The sequence below is a fragment of the Bradyrhizobium sp. AZCC 1588 genome, assembly GCF_036924735.1.
Classification (GTDB): Bacteria; Pseudomonadota; Alphaproteobacteria; order Rhizobiales; family Xanthobacteraceae; genus Bradyrhizobium.
Genome location: NZ_JAZHSC010000001.1, coordinates 1,185,881 through 1,211,155, shown reverse-complemented (window position 1 = coordinate 1,211,155; position 25,275 = coordinate 1,185,881). Strand labels below are relative to the sequence as shown.

The following is a 25,275-nucleotide window of genomic DNA, read 5'->3' as shown; positions in this document are numbered from 1 at the left end:
GGCGCGCAAGGAGAACAGGGCGGATGGCCGAAGATCGGATCGAAGTCGACACCGGCACAGAGGAGTTGCTGTGTGAGATCCGGGATCGCGTGGCGCTCGTCACGCTGAACCGGCCCGAGGCCCGCAACGCCTTGTCCGATCAACTGACCCCAGCGCTCCGGCGCATGATCAGGCAGTGCGGCGAAGATTCCAGGGTCGGCGCACTGCTCATCACTGGCGCCGGGACTGCCTTTTGCGCCGGCGGCGACGTCAAGGGCATGGGGAACAATTCTGCGAAGGCAGAAACGCCGATCGATGAGCGGATCGCCGACTTGCGTGTGAAGCAGCGCACCCTCACGGGTGCGCTGGTGGAACTACGAAAGCCGACGCTCGCGGCGCTTCCGGGGCCTGCCGCGGGCGCAGGGCTTGCGCTCGCACTCGCCTGTGACATTCGAATCGCCGCTGAATCGGCTGTGATGACCACAGGATATGCCCGCATCGGGTTGACGGGAGACTACGGCATCGCCTGGTTGCTAACGAGGCTGGTGGGAACGTCCCGAGCACGCGAGTTGATGTTTCTGTCGGAGCGGATCGACGCACGCCGCTGCGAGACCCTGGGGCTCGTCAACCGGGTGGTGGCCGACGCCGTGCTTGGCGATGTTGCATTTGCGCTTGCAAGGTCCTTGGCCGAGGGCCCCTCGCAAGCTTTCGCCGGCATGAAGGACAACCTTGACCATGCCTTGGCCACGGACCTTCTGGATTCGATGGACCAGGAAGCGGCATACATGGTCCGTTCCGCGCGAACGACGGATCACAAGGAGGCGGTGCGCGCCTTCATTGAGAAGCGCAAGCCCGTATTCGCCGGACACTAGCGTGCCTTAAATCTGGAGGTCAGCTTCGCTGACCGGCTTTTCCTGGTAGGGGCGCAGATCAAAAGGCCATTCTGCGGAATTTGATTGTTATATATGATGATAATCATCTAATATAGCTCTGTTTCTTTGGTCATCCCGGAGCAAGCAATGCGTTACCCGAAAGACCATGGGCAGCAGACGCGCAGGCGGATTGTCGAAAATGCTTCCTACGGCCTGCGTCAGAACGGCTCCGACGGCTTGAGTGTGGTCGACCTGATGAAGCTCGCCGACCTGACGCATGGCAGCTTTTACGCCTACTTCAAGTCGCGTGACGCTCTGGTCATTGAAGCGCTCGCCTTGGCCATGGATCAAACCGTCGACCATTGGCTGGATCTCACGCAGGGGTTGCCCGACGAGAAAGGGTTCGACGCAGTCGTCGAGTCCTATCTGAGCCCCCGCCATCGCAACAATGCGGCTCGCGGTTGTGCTCTTCCGGCTCTGGCCGCGGATATTGGACGCTCGGGCCCGGAGGCGCGGCGTACCTTTGCAGGCAGGCTCGAGAAAATGATCGATGTCATGGCTGGTTTGATCCCGAAGAGATCGTCAATGGATGCGCGGCAGGCCGCAGCCGGCGCAATTGCGACCATGGTCGGTTCCATCGTGCTCGCGCGTGCGGCCGGCGACAAGCGGCTGTCTGACGCCCTTCTGAAGGCCGGTCGGCAGGCCTTGCGCAATCAGGACGCTAATGTCTTTCCGAGTCCATAAGCGTCCGCTGCCCCATAACTTGCAAAATGCAAGTTATGGTCTATGACTGCCAGTCAGATGCTCATTTGGCTTGGGAGGTGCGCCTTGAAACTAGCTACCTATCGATCCGCAGGTCAAAATAGGGTCGCGCTCGTCCAAGCCGGCGGCCGCTTGTTGTTTGATCTCGCTGCCGCCTCGCAGCGGGCCGGTAAGCAAAATCCAGCATTCAACTCGATGCTTGACCTTGTGGATTATGGCGACGCCGCGCTGGACGAAGCATCCAACCTGTTCGACCGCTATAGGAAAGATCAGGACTTATGGTCTGCGGTTGCGGAATCCGAACTTCTTGCCCCGTTGCCGGAGCCGCGCCAGATGCGCGACGGCATGTCGTTTCCGGTTCATATCGTTCAAGGCCCGATTGGGCATCTCAAACTAAAGGCGCGTAAGGCAGGCGATACGGCTGAGCTCGCACGTCTGCAGGCTGCGCCGCTGCCCGAGCTGCCCGAGGTGTATCGCAAGCAACCAATCTACTACATTACCAACCGCTTTAGCGTGAAGGGCCCCAACACGACGGTCAAATGGCCGCGTTACAGCCAGGTCATGGACTACGAATTGGAATTCGGAATCGTCACCAAGAACAGGGGCGCGAACATTCCGGCAGCGAAGGCACGCGACCACATATTCGGCTACACGATCTTCAACGATTTTTCCGCGCGCGATGCCCAGCGGGTAGAGATGGAAGGCCGATTGGGACCCCGCCAAAGGCAAGAGCTTCGATGGCGGCAACGTGCTTGGGCCCTGGATCGTGACACCCGACGAAATCGGCGATCCCTACAAGCTCAAGATGGAGGCCCGCGTCAGCGGCGAGATTCGTTCGCAAGGCACGAGCGAAGGCATGCTGTTTTCGTTCGAGGAAATCATCGCTCACATTACCCGGGATGAGACGTTGATGCCCGGTGAGTTCATCGGCTCCGGCACCGTGGGCAATGGCTGCGGGCTCGAACTTGGCTGGTATCTCGAGCACGGGGATAGCATCGAGCTCGAAGTGGAGAAGATCGGCGTCTTGAAAAATCGGGTCGAGCGCCAAGACGTTTGATGCAGGAGCAAATTATAGCTTGCAAAACGCAAGTCATGATATAACTTGCGTTGATAGCTGGAATAATGCGGTCGCGAGAACCGCCGGCAAACAGGAGGCAGCTTTGTCCGAGGATGCATTGGTGACGCGCGAGCAGCGCGGCAATATCTCCGTTTTGACCATGGTTTATCGGCCGCACAACCTGCTCGGCCCCAAACTCCTCAACGCGATTGTGGATCAGGTGGGGGCAGCGCAAGAGGCAGGCAGCCGCGCCATCGTCATCCGTAGCGGACTGCGGCATTTCTCCGCCGGCGCCGATCTGGATATCTTCGAGAAACGGGTAGAGGCAGGCAGCGGAGATCAGGCCGGTGAAAATCGGCAGCTGACCGGCGTCGAATTCCTGCGCTTCATGGAGCTGCTGCCAATCCCGTTAATCGCCAGTGTTCACGGCGTTTGCCTGGGTGGCGGTCTCGAGCTTGCGCTATCGTGCGATTACATTATCGCGGCCTCTTCGGCGAAGATCGGCTCGGTCGAGGCGACGCTTGGGCTGCATCCCTTGCTGGGCGGAATCCAGCGGCAGGTGCAGCGGATCGGCGCGCAGCGCGCCAAGGAAATGTCGATGCTGGCGCGGCGCTACGATGCGCCGACGCTGGAGAAGTGGGGATTGATCAATCTCACGGTTCCGGAAGAGTCGCTGGAGACGGCGACGATGGCGATCGCGGAGGAGTTTGCGCAGGGACCGACGGTGGCGCATGCCGCGACCAAGGAACTCGCGCATATCGCCGTCAACCAGGGCGTGATGGCTGCGGACGAGGCGATGGCAAGAGTACAGGCGCCGATCTGGGCGTCGGAAGATCTCAAGACCGGTCTCACGTCATTCCGCAAGGACGGCCCGGGTCTTGCAAAGTTCGCGGGGCGCTGACATGAGTGGCCCCTTGAGTGGAATCCGTGTCGTCGATTTCTCCCGCGTGCTGGCTGGTCCGCTGTGCGCTCGGACGCTGCAGGATCTTGGCGCCGAGGTCATCAAGATCGAACCGCCAAGCCCCGACGTTTCCCGGTTTGCATTTCCATCGACCGACGGCATGTCGGGCTATTACGCCCAGCAAAATGCCGGAAAACGCAATGTCAGCATCAATCTCAATATGCCGGGTGCCTATGAGTTGGTGCTGAAACTCTGTGACACCGCCGATATCGTCGTCGAAAACTTCCGTGCCGGGACTCTGGCTTTCTTCGGCCTTGACTACGAAACACTGTCCAAACGCAACCCGCGTCTGATCTACGCGTCGATCACCGGCTATGGCCAGGGCGGTCCGTGGCGCAGCCGGATGGCCTATGCGCCAACCGTGCAGGCCGAGGCCGGCTTTACCGACAACAGCGTTCGTCACTATGGCAACACGCTGGCGGAGCCGCGTACCGACAGCCTGTCGCATGCAGACGTCTATGCCGGATTGCAGACCGTGATTGCGATTCTCGCAGCGCTCAACAGCCGCCAGAAGACGGGGCAGGGCCAGTATATCGACGTTGCAATGGCGGCGACGCTGCTCGCCGTCAATGAACGAGCGCATGTCGATCTCTCCGACGACGATATCGGGGCGGAGCCCGCGATACTCGGAGCCACCGATTGCCCATTTTTCACGGGACCGCAAGGCGAGCACTTTACGGTTGCGACCAGTATCATCGGCAGCCTGACCTTTCCGTCGTGGCTGCGCGCCATGCGCCGCGTCGATCTGATGGACGATCCACGGTTCTCCACTGCGGCCGCGCGCCGGCTTAATTTTGGCGTGTTGCACCAGATCATCCAGTCCTGGATCCTGACCTTTCCGGATATGGCGACCCTCGACGCCCAGTTCGACGAGGCCAAGATCGCCATGGGCGAGATCCGTTCGATCAAGCAACTCACTGCATCGGAATGGAGCGACTATTGGGGCGCCGTCCAGCGCGTTCCTGACCGAAGCGGCGGCGAATATCGGTTGCCGGGCCGGCCGTGGCGGTTTTCGGCAGAAGAGTTGACGCCAATTGGCACGCCTGCCTTTCAGGGCGAGCATAATTTCGCGGTCTTCAGCGAACTCGGCGTCAGCGAGGCGGAGCTGAAACGCTTGAGCGAAGCAGGCGTACTCGTCACGCATCGCCGCGCGCTAGAGCCCGAGGTCGTGGCCAAGGCGCAAGCCGAGCCGGGTCAGGCCGCCTGATCAGGGAAACGCCGAAGGGCACTGGACATACACGAATTCCGCTCAATATGGTATGGGGTGAGTTCGGGGTTGAAAGAGCGATGTCCAGTGTCAAGCAAAGCCGTCTTGCCAACAAGGAATGTTCCATGGCGCGCGCCATGGAAATCGTTGGCGACCGCTGGTCCATCCTGATCCTGCGCGAGGCCTATTACGGCGTGAAACGCTTCGACGAGTTCGAATACTATGTCGGGATCGCTCCGAATATCTTGAGCACTCGACTGAAGAAGTTCGTCGAGGCCGGCGTCATGACGCGGGTGCCGCTACCCGAACACGCCGGTCGATATGAGTACGTTCTGACCGAGAAGGGACGTGATTTCTTTCCGGCCTATCTCGCGCTGAAGAAATGGGGTGACGACTGGCTGGCGGAGCCGGCCGGGCCGCAGGTCGTGTTCCGCGACCGCGCTGCCGGACGCCCGATCGAATATCCGGAGTTGCGGACGAGCGACGGCAAGCCGTTGCGGCTCGAGGACGTCGAGATAGTTGCTGGCGCAGGTGCTGTTCCGTTCAACCGCAAGCGGTTTGGCGGCGATGCCGTTGATCGCGTTGCGGCCGGCTCGAAGGCTCGCGTCTCACGACGAAAGCGCAAGTAGCGCTCGCGTGGTCTCGATCCGGATCAGATTCGCTCGGTACTCCGCCGACGCGTAGCGGTCCGAGAGGCACTCGGTCGTCTCACTCAGCAATTTTGCCGCTTGGTCGATATTGTCCCGCGAAAGGGTCTTGCCGGTCAGGAAATCGGCGGCTTGCTGACCGGCGAACGCGTGGTTCGCTGCACCGGTGACGCCAACGGAAATCTCGGCAACCACGCCATGCTGCAGTCGAACGCCGACCGCGATTCCCACGACGGCAAAGCCGCTCGCGGGGTGCCGGATCTTTCGGTAGATGAAGCGCGTGCCGGCCTTCGGCCGCGGGATATGGATGCTGGCGAGAATTTCGTTCGGTCCCAGAACCGTCGAAAAGATATCGACGAAGAAGTCCTTTGCCGCCACCCTTTTCAGGCCATTCGGGCCTGCGATCTCGATCTCTGCCTGCAGCGCCACCACAACCGCCGGCCAGTCAGCCGCGGGATCGGCGTTCGCGAGCGAGCCGCCGATCGTGCCGCGGTTGCGTACCTGGGGATCGGCAATGAGGCTGGCCGCCTGGCGAAAGACCGGCAACTCCTTGTTCAGCGGCTCGGAAGCAAAGAGTTCGGTATGCGTCGTCAGTGCGCCGATCCTGATGCCGGTCTCGCTGATCTCGATTCCCTTGAGCTCGGCGAGGCCTCCAATATCGATCAGGAGCGCGGGCGACGCCAGCCGCAGCTTCAGCGCCGGCAGCAAGGTATGGCCACCGGCCAGAAGCTTCGTTCCGTCGGGATCGTCGCGCAACAGATCGATCGCCTGGGCGAGCGAAGACGCGCGGACATAATCGAAGGCTGCGGGGATCATTGGGAGGCTCCCGTGCGTGCCTTTTGTACCGCCGCCCAGATTCGAGGCGGCGTCAGCGGCATGTCGAGATGGGTGATACCGAACGGTGACAAGGCATCGAGGACGGCATGGACCATGCAGGGTGGCGCGGCGATCGAGCCGCTCTCGCCGATGCCCTTGACGCCGATCGGATTGGTCGGCGAGGGCGTCTCCTGGAACAGCGATCGGATGTTCGGCACATGCTCGGCGCGCGGAACGGCATAGTCGAGCAGCGAGCCGGTCAGAAGTTGCCCATTGTCGGGATCGTAGCTGACCTCTTCATAGAGCGCCTGCGCGATGCCCTGCACGACGCCGCCATGGATCTGGCCGGCCGCGAGGCGAGGGTTGATCAGCGTGCCGACGTCATCGACCGCGACATAGTCGAGGATGTCGACGATCCCGGTTTCCGGATCGACTTCGACATAAGCGAGGTGGATGCCTGACGGCGAACCCATGCCGGTCGGATCATAAAACACCGTCTCATCCAGGCCCGGTGCGACTTCATCCGGCAGTTTGTGCCCGAGATAAGCCATGCGGGCCACCTTGGAGAAGGTAACCGGCGCAATATCGGTGCCGGGCACGCTGAACGCGCCCGCCGAATAGGAAACATCCTTCTCGTCCACTTCCAGCATGCCTGCTGCAATCTTCTTGGCCTTGGCCACAATGCGCTGCGACGACACGTGCACGCTGGATCCGCCGACAGCCATCGAACGGGAATTGAAAGTGCCGTGGCCGGCCTGCACCTGGCGCGTGTCGCCTTGCACGATGTCGATGTTTTCAATAGGAATCTGCAGCACGTCAGCGGCGATCTGCGACAACGACGTGATATGGCCTTGACCCTGGCTCATCGAGCCCGAATAGATCGTGGCCCGTCCGCTGGAATCGATGCTGACCCGCGCGCTTTCCCATCCGCCGCGGTCAAATCCGCCTGGGGCCAGCCGACGCGAAGGTGCCATGCCACACATATGCGTATAGGCGGCGACGCCAACGCCGCGATAGATGCCGCTGCCGCGCAATGCTTCGCATTCGCTGCGGCGTCTATCATAGTCGAAAGCCGTGAGCGCCTTGTCGAGCAGTCCCTGGTAGTTGCCGCTATCGTACATCACGCCCATACTGCCGTAGGGCCGATAGGGAAATTCTGCCGGCTGAACGAAATTCTTCCGCCGCACTTCGACCTGGTCCAGTTTGAGATGGCGCGCCACCGCATCGATCGCGCGCTCGGCGATGTAAGCGCCTTCGGGCCGGCCGTAACCGCGATAGGCATCAACCGGCACGGTATTGGTGACGACGACGCGGGAAATGGCTTCGTAATTGTCGATCTTGTAGGTGCCAGTGCCGAAATTGATGGTGTTTACCGTTGGACCGCCGCTCGCCATGTTGGAGAGATAGGCGCCGACATTGCCGAGCGTTGCCACCTTAAGGCCGAGGATGGTGCCATCGTTCTTGAAAGCGATTTCAATATTCTCGGTATGGGCACGACCATGGCTGGTCGATTGATGACTTTCGGAGCGACTTTCCCACCATTTGACCGGTGCGCCGAGTTCGCGAGCGAGATAGGGGCAGAGCAGGTCCTCTGGATAAAGATGCATCTTGGCGCCAAAGCCGCCCCCGATATCAGGTGCGACCACCCGCAATTGATGCTCGGGGATACCGACCGTTTCCGCGATCCAGCGTCGGTGCATGTGGGGAACCTGGCTGCCGATATAGACCGTCAGCGTGCCGTCCGGTTCTGGTGAGGCAACGATCGCGCGCGTTTCCATACAGGTCGGGATCAGACGGTTATTGACGACGCGCAGGCCGATGACCTGATCGGCTTCGCGGGTGGCTTGCTGGTAGTCGCCTCCGCGCACCTTGTAGATCGTGGTGATGTTGCTCGGAACGTTGTCATGGAGCTGTGGTGCGCCATCGCGGATGGCGATTTCTTCGTCGGTCACGGCGGGCAGCACCTCGTAATCGACGTCGATCAGGCCGATTGCGTCATAGGCCTGCGCCAGCGTTTCCGCCACCACCAGCGCCACGCACTCGCCGACAAAGCGAACGCGATCGGTTGCGAGAACGGGATGGAACGGCACCTTGCTTCCGGGAACGACCCAGTTCGGCACGATCGGCCCAATCCTGCCGACGAGGGCCTTGCCGGACAAGACGAGACGAACACCCGGCGCGATTTTAGCCGCCGACAGATCGACGCTTCTGATCTCGGCGTGAGCGTGTGGCGACCGCAGTACCGCCATATGCAGCATACCCGGCAACCTGACGTCATCGACGTAGCGGCCCTTGCCGGCCAGGAGCTTGAAATCTTCGCGCCGCCTGAGCGGCTGCCCGATATGGCGGATAGCAGTCGTATCGTTCATGGCTGCTTGCCTTGCGATCCCAGACTTTCAACGGCGCGCACGATGTTGTGATAACCGGTGCAGCGGCAGATGTTGCCGGCAAGGCCGTGGCGGATGTCGCGCTCGCTCGGATCGGGTTGATCCTTCAATAGCTGCCGCACGCTCATCACCATGCCCGGCGTGCAGAAGCCGCATTGCAGCGCGTGATGCTCATGGAACGCCGCCTGAACCGGGCTGAGTTCGGCCCCTGTGTCGGTCAGGCCCTCGATCGTCGTGATCGACGCACCGTCTGCCATCACGGCCAGCACCGTGCAGGATTTTACCGCTTGTCCATCGATCTCCACGGTGCAGGCGCCGCACTGCGAAGTATCGCAGCCCACATGCGTGCCGGTGAGGCCAAAATCCTCCCTGATCAGATGGACCAGTAACTTTCGCGCCTCGACGAAGGCGGTTTTGCGCGTGCCGTTGATCTCCAGGGTCATCACGTGACGCTTGGCGGGCTCAAGCATGAATCCTCCTTTGGCGGCAGGTTTGGCCGTTCTTTCGTTTTACTTGTCGCATTAACTCTAATAATAAGAGTGACAAGCGGCAAGCTGTTTTTTTGGAGTCCAAGCGGGGGCACTTGGATCCCCCCGCCGCTCCTATTACTCTGGTAATAAGAGTTATTCGGAGTCGACGTGAATGCGCTCGAAGAGCTTTGAGGGAATGGCCTGCTCGATCGCCGGCGTGCTGGACGCGGTCGGAGACCGCTGGGCCATTCTGATCCTACGCGATCTGTCGCTGGGATTGAGCAGGTATGAGGATTTGAGGAAATCGACCGGCGTTACCCACGCTACGTTGTCCGATCGGCTGAAGCATCTCGAGCAAAATGAACTGATCGAGCGGCGGCAGTATCAGTCGGCTCCTGATCGCTACGAGTATCTCCTGACCCGGAAGGGTAGGGACGTCATTCTGGTCATTCAGGCGCTTGCCCAGGTGGGAGACAAGTGGGCGATCACAGGGAATGCGGGGCCGCCGCTCAAATTTATCAACAAGAATAGCGGCCGTCCGGTGAAGCTCGTGCTCGTCGATGACAGGTCGGGCGAAGCGGTACGCTTAAGGGACGTCCAACCGCAGGCCGGCCCAGGCGCCGATGACCTGGTGAGGTGGCGACTGACCAAGTTCGACCAACGATGATTTAGGTTTGTCGCTAACCAACGCCCGGCTTCAGCGCGTACAGGCCAAGAGCAGCCAGCGAAAAGATCGACAACACCACGCCTAGTGCGAACATTGCTTCATGCGACACGGTGGCGGCCAGCCATACGCCGGCCGCGGCGTTCATCATCTGCCAGAAACCGAGCAGCGCCGAGGCCGCACCGGCCTTCTCGCCGAACGGAGAGAGCGCCTGCGCGGTACCGAGGGGAGTGACAATGCCCATGCCGAGGACGAACGCGCTCATCGCGCAGAGATACGGCAAGAAGGTCGGGCTGAACAGCGAGACAAGCAGGATCCCCACGCCGCCCGCGGCTGTTGCCCCCAAACCGGCACGGATCGAGAGCCCGAGCCCGTAGCGTGCTGCCAATTTCGTTGCCAGCATGCCGGCCGCGAATACGATCAGAACGGTGGCGGCAAAAAAGAGACCTAGCTGGATCGGGGTGAATTGAAGTGCTTCGATGAAGATGCGCGGAGAGGCCGAAAACATCGAGAACAGTCCGCCTATGATCAGGCTGACCGTCGCGGTGCTAGGGTTTCTACGCATTTTCGAGGGCTCTGCCAGCGACGATGATTTGGAAGCGAGCCATTCCGTTGTGGAAGGTGATTGGTCCGGGTGGCCGATGCGAGGCGTAGCCGGTCCATCCGCCGAGCTTGGCGATGATCCATGCCGCCCACTGAAGAGTGTAGGGGTGATGCGGGTTCTTCTGAAGCTCGGTCCTGCCTTTCATGGTTCTGTTGATGGCGGCAAGTGTTTCGATTTCTTCTGGCGTGAAGGCGCATTTGACCGGCAATTGTCCACCACCATTGCGGGCCTGAACGAGCTGAATGACGATACATGCTGCTTTAGTGGCGATCGCCACGAGCTTGATCAGGGCTTCGGCGCTTTCGAGCTGACTGTCCTCGATACGCAGACCCTGGTTCTTCAGCGAGCGAAACAACTGTTCGATGATCCAGCGCTGCTTGTACCAGGAGACGATCCGCCAGGCATCGGCCGCATTGGCGATCGAATGAGTGGTCAAGAGCAGCCAATGAACGGGCTCAGCCCCCTTCGGGGGGTGCAACTCGACGACTTCCACGAAGCTGACTTCGACACGCTCCGGCAGGTCCTTCACGCCGGGGCGCGCCGGCCGCTTGAGCACGATGGTTCCGAAGCGCAGCGAGAGGTGGGCTTGGCGACCGCGACGATCCATCCGCTGCGGCAGATCGATCACCGCCTTGTTGCAGAAGCGGGCTCGCTCCACCGCTTGATAAAGTGTTCTGCCGTCGGCCAGCGCATGATCATGCATGGCCCGCGTCAGCAGGTGGACGTTGTCGCCGGGCGTCAACGCCCAGTGCGCAAAGAACTCCCCCTCACGGTCATTGATGACAGTGATCATGCGCGCTGCAGCCAAAACCTCGCAGCCCTGCTCGGCCGTCGTCACCCAGCGCGCCGATTCCTTGTTGGCCAACTCACGCTCGTCGTGAGGGGTCTTAACCGTGCCCCTGCGCGTCCACACCTTGCCGCCGGTGAGGCCGAGGCAGGCCCCGCTGTCGGCATCGACCGCCATCATGGCATGCAGCAACACGCCGCGGGCATTGCCTTTGCCGACTTTGCCCAGTCTACGCCGACGTCCCTGCCGCGTTTGAAACTTGACCTCGCTGGTGTCCTGGATCGCCAGCACATGACGCCCGCTGACCACGGTCGCCGTCTGCCTGCTCCAGCCTTCAATCAGTTGATCGGTCGTGACTTGCGGATTGTTCACGAACCGCCAGTACGCCATGTACGCGGCCCAGTCACCCTGCGCCATCTGGCGCAAGCAGACGCTGCGCGTGCAAAGCATAGCCTGAACAAACGCCGCCCCCTTTTATCGAGGCGAACGTCGCCAAACTCGCCAAGTGATAAATCCGGCTCTCGCTGCATCTCCGACGCTCCTTCGAATCAAAGCGTCAGAAACAGAATCATACAAACCGCAAAGCGGGATAACATCATGACGCACCGAGTCAATCTGTCGCGCCAGACGTGTAGAAACCCTAGCGTCGCGGTGGGGACGACGAACCGGCGATCTCCTATCAGGCTGACATAGGCTCGGATGATGGCGCTCGGATCGAGCGGAGTTCGAACCGAATTGTGGGTTTCGCCAAGCACGATGCCATAGGCAATGGCACCGACCACCGCAAAAACGGCGACGAGGGCGAACTCGGAGCGCCAACCAAAGGTGTGATCGAGCGCGCCGCCAAGCAGCGGCGAGAAACCAGGAGCGACCGACATCGCAATCATGATTAGCGCCATCGCGCGTGCCAGCACCGCGCCACTAAACATGTCGCGCGCTATGGCACGCGACAGTACTGATGTCGCGCAAGCGCCCGAAGCTTGCAAGACGCGGCCGATCAGAAGATTCGGTAGATCGCTTGCCAGCCCGCACCAGACACTGCCTCCGAAGAACACCGCAAATCCGACTAAAACTGGCCAACGTCTACCGTAGCGATCCGAGATTGGTCCGACCAGAAGCTGGCCGAAGGCGAACACGAAAAGAAAGACCGTGATGGCGGACGTGACCGCCGCGCTTGTGACATTCAACGATATCGCCATCTGTGGCAGCGACGGCAGCATGATATTGGTTGCGAGCGTTCCCATTGACGCCAGCGCGGCGAGGACTGCGATTTGCAAGGCGCCGGAGACGGGCGCGCGTCGCGGTGCAGTCGCGACCGCTTCGCTCTGGTCGGCCATGAGAACTTTCGTCACGTTGAGGTGCCAGCTTCCGGGTGCGTTACAAGACGTCGGGCGACACCGTTCGTGCCGCTCGCCGTAGTATGTTCCTCCTGGTCGATCTGTCAGCGGGCGATGCGCTCGACCGCGATGGCGGTGGCCTCGCCACCGCCGATGCAGAGCGCAGCTACGCCGCGCTTCAGATTGTGCGCTTCGAGCGCGTGCAGCAGCGTCACGATGAGGCGCGCGCCGGTGGCCCCGATCGGGTGGCCGAGCGCGCAGGCGCCGCCGTTCATGTTCAGCTTTTCGCGGGGAATGCCGAGATCCTTCTGCGCGGCCATTGCCACCACCGCAAATGCTTCGTTGATCTCGAACAAGTCGACGTCGGCGACGCTCCAGCCGATTTTATCGAGCAGTTTGCGAATAACCGGGATCGGCGCCGTGGTGAACCATTGCGGCTCCTGGCTATGGGTGGCGTGGCCCTTGATTTCGGCGAGCATCGGAAGGCCGTCGCGATCGGCGAGTGAGCGTTTTGCCAGAATGAGCGCCGCGGCGCCGTCGGCGTTGGCCGAGGAAGCGGCTGGCGTGATGGTGCCGTTGGCGCGGAAGGCGGGCTTCAGGCCCGGGATCTTGGTGGGATCGACCTTGAGCGGATGCTCGTCGTTGGCGATGATCCGCGGCCCGGTCTTCTCGGTCAGCGTGATCGGCACGATCTCGGCCTTGAACGCACCGCCTTCGACCGCCTTGCGCGCACGGGTCAGCGTCTCCATCGCGTAGGCGTCCTGGTCCTTGCGGGTGAACTGATAGGCCTCCGCGGTCGCTTCGCCGAAATCGCCCATCGAGCGACCGGTCTCATAGGCATCCTCCAGCCCGTCCATCATCATGTGGTCAATGATGCGGTCGTGGCCGGAGCGGTAGCCGCCGCGCGCCTTGGCAAGAAGATAGGGCGCGTTCGACATGCTCTCCATGCCGCCTGATAGGACGATGTTGGCGGAGCCAGCATTGATGATGTCGTGGCCCAGCATGGTCGCCTTCATGCCGGAACCGCAGACCTTGTTGATGGTGGTGGCGCCGGTGGCGTCCGGCAGCCCAGCGCCACGCGCGGCCTGGCGGGCGGGTGCTTGGCCCTGCCCGGCCGGTAGCACGTTGCCCATGAATACCTCGTCGATCCGGTCTGGCGCCAATTTGGCGCGCTCCAACGCCGCGCCGATCACGTGGGAGCCCAGCTTGTGCGCGGTAACCGCTGACAGCTCACCCATGAAACGACCCAACGGGGTGCGGGCAGCGGAAAGAATGACAACGGGATCAGAGGGGGCGGGCATGACAGCTTCTCCTGCTGGCTCGTGATCTATTGTATGACGATAGTCATCTATATATTGGAATGCAATGCACTCTTCGCGCCTCCTCTCTAGGGACGCGCTTTCCACCGGAACCCACCTGGTGGACCCAAGTAAATTCCATTTTGGAATTGATGTAGCCGAAAGTTCGTCGTTAGATGCGATTTGAGCTCCCACAAGGCAGGCGGGGTATCGCTCCGCTCAACTTGGACCTCCAGCCGGCTGCATTGCAACCGGCCTTTTTCTTACGCGCGTACCGCGCGCGGACTGATATGCAATTATTGTGAACCCCCGCTGCCGAGCCTGCGGGGGGTTGCGAGACAGTTCTAAAAATGTACTTTGATCTTCCTTGCTCCAGTGGTAACAGAAGCTAGGCTCTCGCCGATCAGATGGAGGGGAGGATCATGAGTATTGCAGATTTCATCCGCAGCGAAGTGAACGCTAACGAGATTCTTTTGTTCATGAAGGGTACGCCGGTTGCACCGGCTTGCGGATTTTCCGCGCAAGTCGTCCGGATACTCGACCATCTCGGCGTACCCTTCAAATCGCACGACATCTACGAGTCCGAAGAACTGCGGCAAGGTATCAAGGATTATTCGGATTGGCCGACGATCCCCCAACTATACGTACGCGGCGAATTCGTGGGCGGCTGTGACATCGTCACGGAGATGTTCCGCTCGGGAGAATTGCAGCAGCTTCTTCTGAAACAGCCGGAAGCTATGCAATCCTGAGCGGCCGCTGTCGCCGCCACATCGAAATCCTCGCTGCCATCTGCCCGCTGTAGATGATGAAGGGAGCTTGCATGGCTACAATCGATCTGTATTTCGATTTCCGCCGTCCCTACTCGTATCTCGCATCATTGGATACGAAATGCGCGGCGAGATGAAATGATAGATATCCAGGTTGGCGATCATCCTTCGGCAGCCCAGTCTTGCTTGTGACTGACGGGATCTAAACATGGTGCGTGATAGAGAGTGCGATCTGGTTGTGTTTGGCGCGACCGGCTTTACCGGGCGGCTCGTGGCAGAATATATCGCCACGAACTACGGAAACAAAATCAAATGGGGAATGGCGGGCCGCGATCTCGACAAACTCGCGGCCGTCCGCGACAGGGTGGGCGCGCCCGACAATACCTTGCTGATCAAGGCTGACTCAGACGATCGAACTTCCTTGCAGGCGTTGGTCCGGACGACGCGCGCCGTCATTTCGACAGTGGGTCCATTCCAGCTTTACGGATCGGAACTGGTGGCGGCGTGCGCTCGTGCGGGTACGGACTATCTCGACTTGAGCGGCGAGACGGTCTGGATGAGGAACATGATCGACGCCCATGAGAACGACGCCCGATCGAGTGGGGCGCGCATCGTTTTCTCGTGCGGCTTCGATTCTGTGCCATTCGAGCTTGGTGTGTTCTTCCTGCAGAGCGCCGCGAAGAAAGCATGGGGTGAGGCGGCCGAGCACGTGAAAGGCCGCGTCCGCGTGATGAAAGGCAACTTCTCGGGCGGAACTGCGGCCAGTTCGCGGGCGACGATGGCCGCAGCGACGAGCAATCCGCAGGTGCTCGCCCAGCTCAAGGACCCGTTCTTGCTGACGCCCGGTTTTGCCGGCCCAAAACAGCCGCATGGAATGAAGATTGAGTTCGACGAGGATCTCGGCGCCTGGGTGGCCCCCTTCATCATGTCGCCGATCAACACGCGCAACGTTCATCGATCCAACGCGCTGATGGGGCATCCCTACGGGACCGGCTTCGTCTACGACGAGATGATCGTAGCAGGGGCCGGCAAGCAGGGAGAGGTTACGGCCGCCAGGATTGTGGAAGAAAACAGATCGTTTGGCGATGAAAGCAGTCCGAAGCCAGGCGAGGGGCCATCCAAGGCCGAGCGCGAGGCCGGTTCTTACGACATCCTGTTCATCGGGCGCAGCAAGGACCACGGCAGGATTTCCGTCGCGGTTCGCGGCGACAAGGATCCCGGCTATGCATCGACGTCGAAGATGATCACGGAATGCGCGCTCTGCCTTTTGCAGGACGCAAGTGACGTTGCTGCCGGCATTTGGACGCCTGGCGCGGCGATGGGCGAGAAGCTGATATCCCAGCTTGTTCGGAACGCCGGGCTCACCTTCAAAGTCGAGGGCTGAAACAGCTCGAGTTGCGGGTGATTTTTTAGCCAGAGAATGAAGCGTATGCCGGCCGGCGGAATCGGGGGGTCTCATGGAATGTGGTCTGACGCTGCTGCTCGCTGCCGAACTCCTTCCCGATCTGAACGCCGATGAAGTAAAAGAAGGTCAGCTCCTCGCGCTGACGTTGGGGCTGCCTTGTGCAGTCGTCCTGCAGGTTGTTCTTTGGCTTGCGCTGTGACGCGTCGCCGGAAGTCCTCAATCGAGCAGCTTGATGCAGGCCAGGCTAAAGATGCCGATAAACAGGGAGGCAAGAGCAGCCAGGAGGGCAGGGCGAAAGCCTCTTCTTCGCAGTTTCGTCAAGTCGGTGCATTCCCATTGCGGCAAGCGCGACCGTCAGCAGGAAGGTCGTCAGCCACATTAGATTCGATTTCAGTCCCGCGGGGATGGTGACGATGCTGTTGATGCAGGTTTCCTAAAGATGCTCTGACCAACAGCCTGTGATCCATGGCTCAAGCTGTTCGGGCTGCAAGTCCAGCCCCGTACCGGGACCATCCGGGACCGCGAGCATGCCGTGCCGGCTAACTGATGGTGTGCCGGCAAGGCGCAGGAGCGGGTTGTCCATCATGTCGTACTCCACGAATGGATACGCGGCGCAAGCTCCGCCGCGGCGCGGTTCAAGCACCGCCGACATTTGAAGCGAGGCGTGGAAGTTCACAGTCGTGCCGAACACGTGGGGCATGATGGGCAGATCATAGGCTTGCGCGAGCGCCCAAATTTGGCGAAAGCCGCTGTAGCCTCCGCATATCGAAAGGTCGGGTTGAAGAATATCGAAGGTGCCTGCGGCGAGAAAATCGCGAAAGGCACGCACGCTTCCGAGCGCTTCTCCTCCAGCCGTTGCGACCGCAGTGGCGCGCGCAAAGGATTGATAGCCCGGGATGTCTTCCGGCTGAACCGGCTCTTCGATCCAGAGCAGGTCGGCACCTTCCATGAACTTTGCCGCGCGGATGGCGGCCGCTGCCGTATAGCCCTGGTTGATGTCGACCATGATGCCGATGTCGGGGCCCACCTGCCTCCGGAGCGCATTTGCCATGATGCCATCGGCTCTCGGCTCAACACCACCCCGGGGTTTGATGGCCTTGAAGTTCAGCGAAAGATATTGGTCGACCTCGCGTTGATATTCCCGGTAGGGATCGGGCTGCGTTCGCACGAATGGTCCGCTTGCGTAAGCAAACACTTCGTTGCGTACCGCCCCGCCCAACAGCGTCGCCACGCTGATATCATGCATTTGCGCGGCAAGCTCGTGCAAGGCGATGTCGATGGCCGAGATCGCCATCATCGATGTACCGCGCCGATCATACCCTGCAGAAGCGCACATCGATTGAAAGTGGCGGCCATACTCGGCGGGCGATTTCCCCAGGATCAGTTTGGCCAACCGAGCGCGGATAAAGGCGCCGGCGGCGTGAGGGGAATTGCCTGCCTCGCCCCAGCCGGCGAGGCCGCTATCCGTGCATATCTGGACAAGCAACGCGTCCCGTTTCCGGAACAGGTTGAGTGCGTTTCCCATCGGCTCGGCTAGCGGGAAGCTAAGATTGAAGCCACGGATTTCAGTAATCTTCATGACAGCTCACGGGTTGTATGTGAGGGACAGAGGTCAGCCCGGTTGAATATTTCCCTTCTCTACGATACGGGTCCATTTTGCGACTTCGTCGTCGATGCGCGCCGCAAACTCCGACGGCGAGCTGCCAACAGAAACAAAACCAAGTTCCGTCACCTTGGACCGGAGTGGCTCGCTCTTGAAGGCCTTGCCAGCAACCTCGCCAAGTTTGTCGATGATTGGAGGCGGCAGCGCCGCCGGGCCGACAATGCCAAAGATCGGCATGGCGTCGATGGCCGGCAAACCGGCCTCTGCCATTGTGGGTACGTCGGGCAACTGTGCGACGCGGTCGCCTCCCGTAACTGCCAGTGCACGAACCAGGCCCTGACGCACCTGCTGTGCAATCGCTGCAACGGTGGCAAACGTCATTTGTACCTGGCCGCCGATCAGATCGGTGATGGCCGGCCCGCCTCCGCGATACGGCACATGAAGAATGTCGATCTCGGTGGCTTGTCGTAGTTGTTCTCCGGCCAGATGAATGGCGGTTCCGAGTCCGGCCGAGGCGAAGTTGATCTTGCCCGGTTGAGTCTTGGCGAGCGCGACAAATTCTTTCAGGCTATTCGCGGCCACAGAAGGATGCACGACGAGAACGAGAGGGGAGGTCGCCAGGAGCGAGATCGGCGCAAAATCCTTTTTGGTGTTGTAAGGAAGCTTCGTGCGAAACAGGCCGGGATTAATGACGAAAGCGCTATCGACAACACCGATGGTATCGCCCACGGGAGAGGCGGCCGCGATCGCCTGCGTGCCAACCATGCTCGCGCCACCGCCACGATTATCGACGATGAAGGGCTGGCCCAAGGTACGCTCTAATTCCGGTGCAATCAGGCGCGCAATGATGTCGGAGGCGCCTCCCGCGGCATAGGGAACGATGATCTTTACGGGCCGTTGCGGGTAACTTTGTGCTTCGGCTCGCCGCAGCAACGGCGAAACAGAGAGCGCAGCCGCCAGTCCTGAGCCGACGATGGTTCTTCGCGTCAATGAGCGCATTGTTCTTCTCCGTGGCCGGGCATCAATCGTTGAACTTGAAACCGGGTGAGGGCTCTCCCGGCGATCCCGGATCGGAAATCGAATCGCAATTGGACTGGATCGGGCTTCCAGCCAGGGCGGCCTGAACGAATGCAAGTCCGTCGGAGTAGGCTGCATGGACCGTTCCGTTGTGGGTCACGCCGGCATAGGTCTTCCAAACCACATTGCTGTTGGCGGCGCAGAGTGCTGCAACCGCAGCATATTGGCGTTGCGGCGGGATCAGCTTGTCGGCCAGACCTGTAGCGAGAAAGACCGGCACCGGCATGCGAACCGGACTCATTTCTATGACAGCGCCTAGACGATCCGCGATCTCTGGATCTTTCAGGCTGTTCGCTATGGTCAGACCGTTGCTGCGAACGATTTGTCCAAGCTCTGCAGTACATCCCTCTCGGGCCGCCTGCAGCAACGGCTTCCCCATTTCAGTCACGAGGTCGTCCGGTTTTATGGTGTCGTCGCCGAGAGCACCTGCGACCATCATGAGAATGGTGTATTGCGGCGGAGATGAACGCGCCAAAGTCTGTTCGCTTGAAGCCTTCTTGGTCGCGTCGGGAAACCGGGAAACGATGCCGGTCGCGATCGATGCCTTGATATTGAGGTCGGGAGCATAGGAAGGCGCGAGACGTGTTGCGCCGAGCGAGGCGCCGGAGCCCTGCGACTGACCGGTAATGATGACGGCATTGGCGATCTGCCCTTTCGAATGATCGAGCGCCGCTCTTGCCGCATCGAGCACAGAACGTCCTTCTGCTTCCCAATTGAGATAGGGATGCGGACCGGGGCCGCCGAGACCCTGGTAGTCGGTCGCGACGACAGCAAAGCCTTGTTCCAGCCAGTTGTTGATGTAGGCGCCGTCGCGGGGCCGATGCCTGCTCCAGGATGGGGCGCACCTGTCCGAGACGCCGAGCGTGCCGTGCGCCCACGCGACAAGCGGCCATCCGCCTTGCGGCGCAGTTCGCTTCGGAAGATAGAGCGTGCCGCTGACCGCAATGATGCCGGACCGCCATCTTGCATCTGTCGACGTGTAGAGGATTCTTCTGGCTGTGGCGGCCGCAACGATCTCGGGCTGATCTTGTATCCCCTCTTCGCGCAGCATGAGGCCTGGCTTCTCGGGCAAGGCGCCGGTCCAGCGGTAGAACGGCGACAAGTCCTGGTCACCAACGCTGGGCCCCTGGGGCAGTGAGTCGGCTGCGGCGTACGATGCGCCCGGATGAGGCGAGGCGCAGAGAGCGAGTGCCATGACGCCGATCCTTGCAAGTGTTTTCATTGCCTGCTTCCTCTTTTGGCGCAGCTCGTGAGGCTGCACTCCTCTTGTGCGTCGTCGCGTTGCTCGCTGCGGCGCCAAACCCTGTCACACTGTCGATTGGGAGCTATTCCACCTGTAGTCCGATCCGGCGGACGACATCTCCCCACTTGTCCGATTCCGTCTTGAGCAGCGCAGTGGCTTGAGCCGGGCTCGTCGGACGCGGGTCGAGGCCGACCTTGGCGAACTGGCCGACCGCGTCGGGCTCCTGCAGCACGGCATTGAGTGCGGTGTTGATCTTGGCGACGACGCCGTCCGGCATGGCTGCCGGGCCGTAGAGCGCGAACCATGTCTCGACCAGATAATTGGGCAAGCCCGCCTCAGTCGAACTCGGCACGTCCGGCAGCAGCGGCGTACGCTGCCGCGACGGGACGACCAGCGGCCGCAATTTCCCGTCGGCGATGTAGGGCGCCGAGTTGCTGACGGCGTCGACCATCACCTGCAGCCGTCCGCCGAGCACATCGGTCAGCGCCGGTCCATTGCCGCTATAGGGAACGTGCAGCATCTCGAAGCCCGCCATGTTCTTCAATAGCTCGCCGGCGAGATGCAGAATGACGCCCGTTGCCGAACCGTAGGCGAGCTTGGTCGGGTTCGCCTTGCCGTAGGCGATGAGTTCCTGCAGGTTGTTCGCAGGCACGCCCGGATTGACCGAGACCACCAGAGGTCCGGTGCCGATCAGCCCCAGCGAAGTGAAGTCGTTGATTCCGTCATAGGGCGCGAGCTTGCGCAGATGCGGGTTCACCGCATGGGTGGATACGCCGCCCAGCAGCAGCGTGTAGCCATCGGATGCTGACTTCGCGACGAATTGCGATCCAACAATCGCGCCCGCGCCCGGCCGGTTCTCGATGACGATCGACTGCCCCAGCCGGTCGCGCATGCGCTCCGCGATGAAGCGCGCGACAACGTCGCTGCTCCCGCCGGCTGCATAGGGCACGATCAGCTTGATGATGCGGTTGGGGTAATCGCTCTGTGCGCGGGCAAGCCACGGGGTTGCGAGTGCGCCGAGCAGGCCGAGGCTAGCCCGCCGCGTCAGCCCTTTCGCCGTTGTCATCCTGTCCCTCCCGGTTCTTCGCCGTTCGCAAGCCGCGCGGCGTTATTTTTCGCCCTTCGAGCATGCCCGCCGTTTCCGCCCTGAGCAGGCCGAAACCGCCCGCAATCGACCACCACATGTGGTCGGCGCGATGGACGATCAGGCATTCGAGGCTGCGCGGCATCAGGTCTCCCTCGTAGGAATGGCCGAGCGCGATGTGCGCGATCTCCTCGGGTAACCCGACTGCGATACAGACATGGGCGCCGTACACCGGGTGGCGCAGCGCGGGCGAACCGGCCTGCGATTTATCCGCTTCCCATCGCTTGCGGTTGGCGGGATCGAACTCCCAGGCTTTGCCGACATCGTGCAGCAGCGCGCCTGCCAGCACGATGTCGCGGTTGACCGCGGCTTCGGGGAATTCCTGCGCAAACTCGTCTGCAATCGCCATCGCGATTCGGGCTACGCTGCGCAGATGTACCGCCTGGCTGCCGCGCTTCAGCGCGAAGACCCCGGGCGTCGCCTCTCCGGGAATGGCGGTAACGCGCGGAAAATCCGTTTCCGCCAATGCATAGGCCCAAGCCTCGATCGCCTTGTGGCGCAGTTCTGCATTATGGATCTGCGCAAGTTCCGGCAGATCCTCGAGCACCGTCGCGCGCAGCGCATCCGTGACGGGGCGGGGTAGGCGTCGGTCAAGGAAATGCATGGGCAACCATCATTCGTCTCAAACGGATGTTGCCGCCGCCCACAACATAGTTTCAAATGCCGATTTGGTCATAGTTCATGCTCTGAGGTTATATATGACGATCAGCGTGCGGGAGATGGACGTGTTCCGATGCGTGATGCAGTCGGGCTCGGTGACGAACGCGGCCGCCGCCCTGAACATTTCCCAACCGGCGGTCAGCCGCATGCTGCAGCAGGCGGAGGAACGTCTCGGTTTCAGGTTGTTCGAGCGCGAGAAGAAACGGCTCAAGCCGACGACCGAGGCGCAGACGCTTTTCGCGGAAGTCGTGAACGTGTTCGCGGCGATCGAGCACACCCAGCGGCTGGCGGTCGAGCTTCGCGACGGCCAGGCGGGGCTCCTGACGGTCGCGACCGTGACCGGGTTCGGTCACACCATTGTGCCGCAAGCGGTTCGGCGCTTTCGCGCTGAACGGCCAGACGTCTCCGTTGTCATTCAAACGCTGACCGGGCCAGAGGTAGTCACCCGCGTCGCCCAAGGGCGAGCTGATCTCGGCCTGACTGTCGGCCCGATTGGGGATCCGTCCCTTGACAGCACCATTCTCTGCACGACCAAGCTCGGCTGCGTGCTGCCGGTCGGTCACCGGCTTGCAGCCAAGGCCGCATTGAGCGCGTCTGATCTTGCGGACGAGCCAGTGATTTGTCCGGGCCCGCATTTGTCGATCGGGGCCGCGATCGTCATTGCCTTTGCCGAGGCCAATCTACGCCTGCGCATCGCCATCGAGGCGTCGCAGTCGAATATCGCCTGCGAGTTGGTACGTGCCGGTGCCGGCATCGCGATACTGGACGGCCTCGGCCTGCTCAGTGCGCGAACCAATGACCTCGTCACGCGTCCATTCGCACCGCGCCTGCAAAGTGTCGCACGGTTGCTGAAAGGCACAAAACGGCCAGCTTCTCGTCTGGTGGAAGAGTTTGCCAGCGTCGTTCAGAGGGTGACAGCCGAGAGCGGCTTGTAACGAAGCAGAATCTCATCTGGTTGACGGAAGTGATTGCATCGCAACGAAATCGCAACGAATTGGGTGAAACGACCGTGAACAAAACGGGACGGAACGATCGCCAGATCAAGAAAGATCAATAACTTAGAAGGTGCGCACTGCGTTCGGGACGCGAGGGGGTATCCTCTTCAGACAGCCGCGACGAGCGAATGTCGGTATCGGTGGTTGCGATTCCACATTTGAACCTGCGAGTTTGAGAACGGACTGGGAAACTTGGCGCTTCCCGATCGAAACTGCACAGGCAGTGGAGGCTCTGCTTGCGGCGATTGCGGCCGGCTGTACGATGGTGGCGCCGAACATGCGTCACTTTTCGAGTTTCCACGAATTCGGCCGCTTTCGCCCGAGACTACACGCCCAAAGTGGCAGCCGAACGTGCAGTCTCGATCACCATGCCGGTGCGAACAGCATCTTGGAATACGCAACATGGTCTCGCGCCGATATTCGACATGAATCTCCCGGAGGGGGCGCTCCGGGCGTACCTTATGCGAAGTTTTGCCAAGGCGACCGGAACATTTGATGATTTCGATTTGCTGGCGGTTGTTGGACGAACCCAGATCGGGCGCACCCGTTATTCTGATCTCGATGCCGAGCTAAATGAGGACGTTCCATTCCAATCGATCGACGAGATCCTCAGCGCAAAGCGCGGTGGCGAGTTGTTCGCTTATCTGCTTGAGAAGTTCGCGGTCCATTCAGGGCTTTCGGGCATCCAGCCCAAGGTGATGATCCGCGCTGTCGAGGACGCGGGAAGAAGTGCGGGTGATCGCCAGTCTCAGGGCTTCCACAGCGCTACGCACATCGTAAAGTTCTGGGACCCGAACGAATATCCCGAGCTGGCTGCCAACGAACATTTCTGCCTGTCGGCCGCAAAGGCCATGGGATTGACCGTTCCGGATTTCCAGCTTTCGGACAGCGGTGCCGCCATCGTTGTGAAGCGCTTCGATCTGCGGCTTGATGGCATTTATCTGGGCTACGAGGACTTTTGCGTCCTCAACGGTGTGCCCACTACCGAGAAATACAACGGTGGCTACGAAACACGCTTATTCAAGGGTGCCCGCGAATTCATTGATCCGGCCGGACAGCGCAACGCGCTAGAGGATCTATTCAAGCTGTTTGTCCTCAATTGTGCACTTCGCAATGGTGACGCACATCTTAAAAACTTCGGTGTCATCTATGAAGATGTGACTGGTCCTGCACGTCTTGCGCCGGTCTATGATCTCGTCAGCACGGTGCCCTATTTGCCGAAGGACGGCATGGCGCTTACATTGAATGGTTCGACCAACTGGCCAGACCGCAAAGCGTTGGTGCGTCTTGGTCAAACCCGCTGCGATCTTTCCCTGCAGGCGATCAATAAGATCATTGAGCAGGCCGCGGACGTTCTGGCGAAGTTGGCACCGGAGGTAACGAAGTATTTCAGCGAGAATTCTGCTCATCGCGAGATCGGAGATAAACTTCTGGCGGCCTGGCAGACCGGCATTCGCGAGAGTCTTGGCTTTTCGAGTGACGTACTCGGATAGCAAGACGCTTTGCGACGTCGGCGCAGATGCGGCACCGTCTCAGGGCGCATGCTGCTACAGGCGACCGTGGTTTCTTCGATAGAGACCGCAAGACATTGAATCGAACCATGCCACTCTCGTTGGTTCGTTCGCGTGCAGCATGCAGCAGTGGCTCGGCGCCCGCGCAAAACCTCTAGAAGCAGGTTTTGCTGAGCATGGGTATTGTGCCTCCGCGCTACATCGGCTTGGCAACAGCGTAAGCATGATTGAATAGGGCGCGAACTTCGACAGCAGCCGCCCAGCAGCGGTGCTCTGCACGCAGTATAGGCGGAAGGTAGTAGTCGAATCCGCCGGAATGGTTGGGCCTTCTGCAGCTTGCTTCTGTCTATCGCAGCGGATGGATGCGGAGTGAATGTGCAGGAAAGTATGATTCAGAACGCTTGTCCCATCCACTTCGCAATCAACGCAGTCAGGGCGCAGCGTGCGCGATAGCGCCGGGTAGGCGATGTCATCTCGAGTTCCTGACAGCCGTGCAGCGCGGTGCGCGTGCTCGGCGTCATCAGTGTTCGATCGAGGTGGAGATTCGGCTCGACGTTCCTGGCAGGTTCGGCGACGGGTGTATGCTGAATTTCAAGGAGTTGAGGCGCCGCCGCATACTACCAAGATCGCGATTACAAAGTTTTGCAGCCGTGTTCCTATTCAAGAAGTTCCGAGGCGCCGGTGAGCGGTACGGTCAGCGGCGCCAATGCCCATCGTAGCAATGAGGTTCTCCTGTCGTGATCAAGATCATCGCGGTGCTCTGCAGTCTCTCCTCTCCGGCAAATTGCTACGAGCAGACCGTTACCACCTCAGACTACGCGGACGTGTCGATGCAGTCTTGCCTGACCGGCGCGCCGCAGCTTGCCGAGTGGATGAAGCAGCATCCCGCCGAGCGCTTGGCGGGATGGCGCTGCGTGGTTGGCAAACAGGATCGCAGGGGAGCCTAGGCTGGAAGGCAACTTTCCTTGCAGCTTCCAGGGAAATGTCTATCCGGCTTGACAAGCGTCCACGCCTGTTCTCAT

Annotated in this window: 24 protein-coding genes and 1 pseudogene; 13 read left to right on the top strand and 12 right to left on the bottom strand. The window is 60.8% G+C overall.

Annotated elements, in window-relative coordinates; translation table 11 throughout:
* Nucleotides 1-23: 23 nt before the first annotated feature.
* The 6 genes and pseudogenes from V1277_RS05775 (at nt 24) to V1277_RS05750 (ending at nt 5,467) form a co-directional block, all read left to right on the top strand.
* Nucleotides 24-851: an enoyl-CoA hydratase-related protein gene (locus V1277_RS05775; protein ID WP_334415370.1), complete on the top strand. Its 828-nt coding sequence runs from the start codon at nt 24-26 to the stop codon at nt 849-851.
* 147 nt (nt 852-998) lie between these two features.
* The gene (locus tag V1277_RS05770; RefSeq protein ID WP_334415369.1) at nt 999-1,595 is read left to right on the top strand and encodes a TetR/AcrR family transcriptional regulator; all 597 of its coding nucleotides are present in this window, start codon (nt 999-1,001) and stop codon (nt 1,593-1,595) included.
* A gap of 84 nt (nt 1,596-1,679) precedes the next feature.
* Nucleotides 1,680-2,670: pseudogene (locus V1277_RS05765) on the top strand (fumarylacetoacetate hydrolase family protein).
* A 103-nt stretch (nt 2,671-2,773) separates the two neighbouring features.
* The gene (locus tag V1277_RS05760) at nt 2,774-3,571 is read left to right on the top strand and encodes an enoyl-CoA hydratase/isomerase family protein (RefSeq protein ID WP_334415368.1); all 798 of its coding nucleotides are present in this window, start codon (nt 2,774-2,776) and stop codon (nt 3,569-3,571) included.
* A gap of 13 nt (nt 3,572-3,584) precedes the next feature.
* Nucleotides 3,585-4,838, top strand: a complete 1,254-nt coding sequence (locus V1277_RS05755; protein ID WP_334415367.1) for a CaiB/BaiF CoA transferase family protein — start codon at nt 3,585-3,587, stop codon at nt 4,836-4,838.
* Nucleotides 4,839-4,918: 80 nt separating this feature from the next.
* On the top strand, nt 4,919-5,467 hold the full coding sequence (locus V1277_RS05750; protein ID WP_334415366.1) for a winged helix-turn-helix transcriptional regulator: 549 nt from the start codon (nt 4,919-4,921) through the stop codon (nt 5,465-5,467).
* Here V1277_RS05750 and V1277_RS05745 read toward each other — a convergent pair.
* From V1277_RS05745 to V1277_RS05735, 3 genes are read right to left on the bottom strand one after another with little or no spacing between them, the layout of a single operon-like run.
* Entirely contained in the window at nt 5,447-6,301 is an 855-nt protein-coding gene (locus tag V1277_RS05745) for an FAD binding domain-containing protein (protein ID WP_334415365.1), read from the bottom strand. The genes V1277_RS05750 and V1277_RS05745 overlap by 21 nt on opposite strands.
* Entirely contained in the window at nt 6,298-8,670 is a 2,373-nt protein-coding gene (locus tag V1277_RS05740; RefSeq protein WP_334415364.1) for a xanthine dehydrogenase family protein molybdopterin-binding subunit, read from the bottom strand. The genes V1277_RS05745 and V1277_RS05740 overlap by 4 nt, the downstream gene beginning before the upstream one ends.
* Nucleotides 8,667-9,158, bottom strand: coding sequence for a (2Fe-2S)-binding protein (locus V1277_RS05735; protein WP_334415363.1), 492 nt, complete (start codon nt 9,156-9,158; stop codon nt 8,667-8,669). Before V1277_RS05735 ends, V1277_RS05740 begins: the two co-directional genes overlap by 4 nt.
* 172 nt (nt 9,159-9,330) lie before the next feature.
* Between V1277_RS05735 and V1277_RS05730 the strand changes: the two genes are divergently transcribed.
* Entirely contained in the window at nt 9,331-9,825 is a 495-nt protein-coding gene (locus tag V1277_RS05730) for a winged helix-turn-helix transcriptional regulator (protein ID WP_334415362.1), read from the top strand.
* Between the two features lie 13 nt (nt 9,826-9,838).
* Here V1277_RS05730 and V1277_RS05725 read toward each other — a convergent pair whose 3' ends face one another.
* The 4 genes from V1277_RS05725 to V1277_RS05710 all read right to left on the bottom strand — a co-directional run bounded on the left by V1277_RS05725 (nt 9,839) and on the right by V1277_RS05710 (nt 13,851).
* Nucleotides 9,839-10,387 (bottom strand): MFS transporter, encoded by a 549-nt coding sequence (locus V1277_RS05725; RefSeq protein ID WP_334415361.1) that lies wholly within the window; start codon nt 10,385-10,387, stop codon nt 9,839-9,841.
* The gene (locus V1277_RS05720) at nt 10,380-11,663 is read right to left on the bottom strand and encodes an IS4 family transposase (protein ID WP_334414870.1); all 1,284 of its coding nucleotides are present in this window, start codon (nt 11,661-11,663) and stop codon (nt 10,380-10,382) included. The genes V1277_RS05725 and V1277_RS05720 overlap by 8 nt, the downstream gene beginning before the upstream one ends.
* A gap of 98 nt (nt 11,664-11,761) precedes the next feature.
* Nucleotides 11,762-12,550: an MFS transporter gene (locus tag V1277_RS05715; protein WP_334415360.1), complete on the bottom strand. Its 789-nt coding sequence runs from the start codon at nt 12,548-12,550 to the stop codon at nt 11,762-11,764.
* Nucleotides 12,551-12,654: 104 nt separating this feature from the next.
* The gene (locus V1277_RS05710; protein ID WP_334415359.1) at nt 12,655-13,851 is read right to left on the bottom strand and encodes an acetyl-CoA C-acyltransferase; all 1,197 of its coding nucleotides are present in this window, start codon (nt 13,849-13,851) and stop codon (nt 12,655-12,657) included.
* Between the two features lie 419 nt (nt 13,852-14,270).
* Between V1277_RS05710 and grxD the strand changes: the two genes are divergently transcribed.
* From grxD to V1277_RS05695, 3 genes are all read left to right on the top strand, one after another.
* Nucleotides 14,271-14,597 carry a Grx4 family monothiol glutaredoxin gene (gene grxD / locus V1277_RS05705; protein WP_334415358.1) on the top strand — a complete coding sequence of 109 codons (327 nt, stop codon included), beginning with the start codon at nt 14,271-14,273 and terminating at the stop codon, nt 14,595-14,597.
* Nucleotides 14,598-14,826: 229 nt separating this feature from the next.
* The gene (locus tag V1277_RS05700) at nt 14,827-15,999 is read left to right on the top strand and encodes a saccharopine dehydrogenase family protein (RefSeq protein ID WP_334420292.1); all 1,173 of its coding nucleotides are present in this window, start codon (nt 14,827-14,829) and stop codon (nt 15,997-15,999) included.
* A gap of 73 nt (nt 16,000-16,072) precedes the next feature.
* Nucleotides 16,073-16,219 carry a hypothetical protein gene (locus V1277_RS05695; RefSeq protein ID WP_334383243.1) on the top strand — a complete coding sequence of 49 codons (147 nt, stop codon included), beginning with the start codon at nt 16,073-16,075 and terminating at the stop codon, nt 16,217-16,219.
* 234 nt (nt 16,220-16,453) lie between these two features.
* Here V1277_RS05695 and V1277_RS05690 read toward each other — a convergent pair whose 3' ends face one another.
* From V1277_RS05690 to V1277_RS05670, 5 genes are all read right to left on the bottom strand, one after another.
* A complete protein-coding gene (locus tag V1277_RS05690) occupies nt 16,454-17,599 on the bottom strand; it encodes a mandelate racemase/muconate lactonizing enzyme family protein (protein ID WP_334415357.1) in 1,146 nt (381 codons plus the stop codon).
* Between the two features lie 33 nt (nt 17,600-17,632).
* The gene (locus V1277_RS05685; RefSeq protein WP_334415356.1) at nt 17,633-18,622 is read right to left on the bottom strand and encodes a Bug family tripartite tricarboxylate transporter substrate binding protein; all 990 of its coding nucleotides are present in this window, start codon (nt 18,620-18,622) and stop codon (nt 17,633-17,635) included.
* Nucleotides 18,623-18,644: 22 nt separating this feature from the next.
* On the bottom strand, nt 18,645-19,922 hold the full coding sequence (locus V1277_RS05680) for a lipase family protein (protein ID WP_334415355.1): 1,278 nt from the start codon (nt 19,920-19,922) through the stop codon (nt 18,645-18,647).
* Nucleotides 19,923-20,025: 103 nt separating this feature from the next.
* On the bottom strand, nt 20,026-21,009 hold the full coding sequence (locus V1277_RS05675) for a Bug family tripartite tricarboxylate transporter substrate binding protein (protein ID WP_334415354.1): 984 nt from the start codon (nt 21,007-21,009) through the stop codon (nt 20,026-20,028).
* Nucleotides 20,975-21,691, bottom strand: coding sequence for an HD domain-containing protein (locus V1277_RS05670; protein ID WP_334415353.1), 717 nt, complete (start codon nt 21,689-21,691; stop codon nt 20,975-20,977). Before V1277_RS05670 ends, V1277_RS05675 begins: the two co-directional genes overlap by 35 nt.
* Here V1277_RS05670 and V1277_RS05665 point away from each other — a divergent pair.
* From V1277_RS05665 to V1277_RS05655, 3 genes are all read left to right on the top strand, one after another.
* Complete coding sequence (locus V1277_RS05665) at nt 21,690-22,682, top strand: LysR substrate-binding domain-containing protein (protein WP_334415352.1); 993 nt, start codon at nt 21,690-21,692, stop codon at nt 22,680-22,682. The two genes, V1277_RS05670 and V1277_RS05665, sit on opposite strands and share 2 nt — an antisense overlap.
* 296 nt (nt 22,683-22,978) lie before the next feature.
* The gene (locus V1277_RS05660; protein WP_334415351.1) at nt 22,979-24,235 is read left to right on the top strand and encodes a type II toxin-antitoxin system HipA family toxin; all 1,257 of its coding nucleotides are present in this window, start codon (nt 22,979-22,981) and stop codon (nt 24,233-24,235) included.
* Nucleotides 24,236-24,990: 755 nt separating this feature from the next.
* Nucleotides 24,991-25,200, top strand: coding sequence for a hypothetical protein (locus V1277_RS05655; RefSeq protein WP_334415350.1), 210 nt, complete (start codon nt 24,991-24,993; stop codon nt 25,198-25,200).
* Nucleotides 25,201-25,275: the final 75 nt, after the last annotated feature.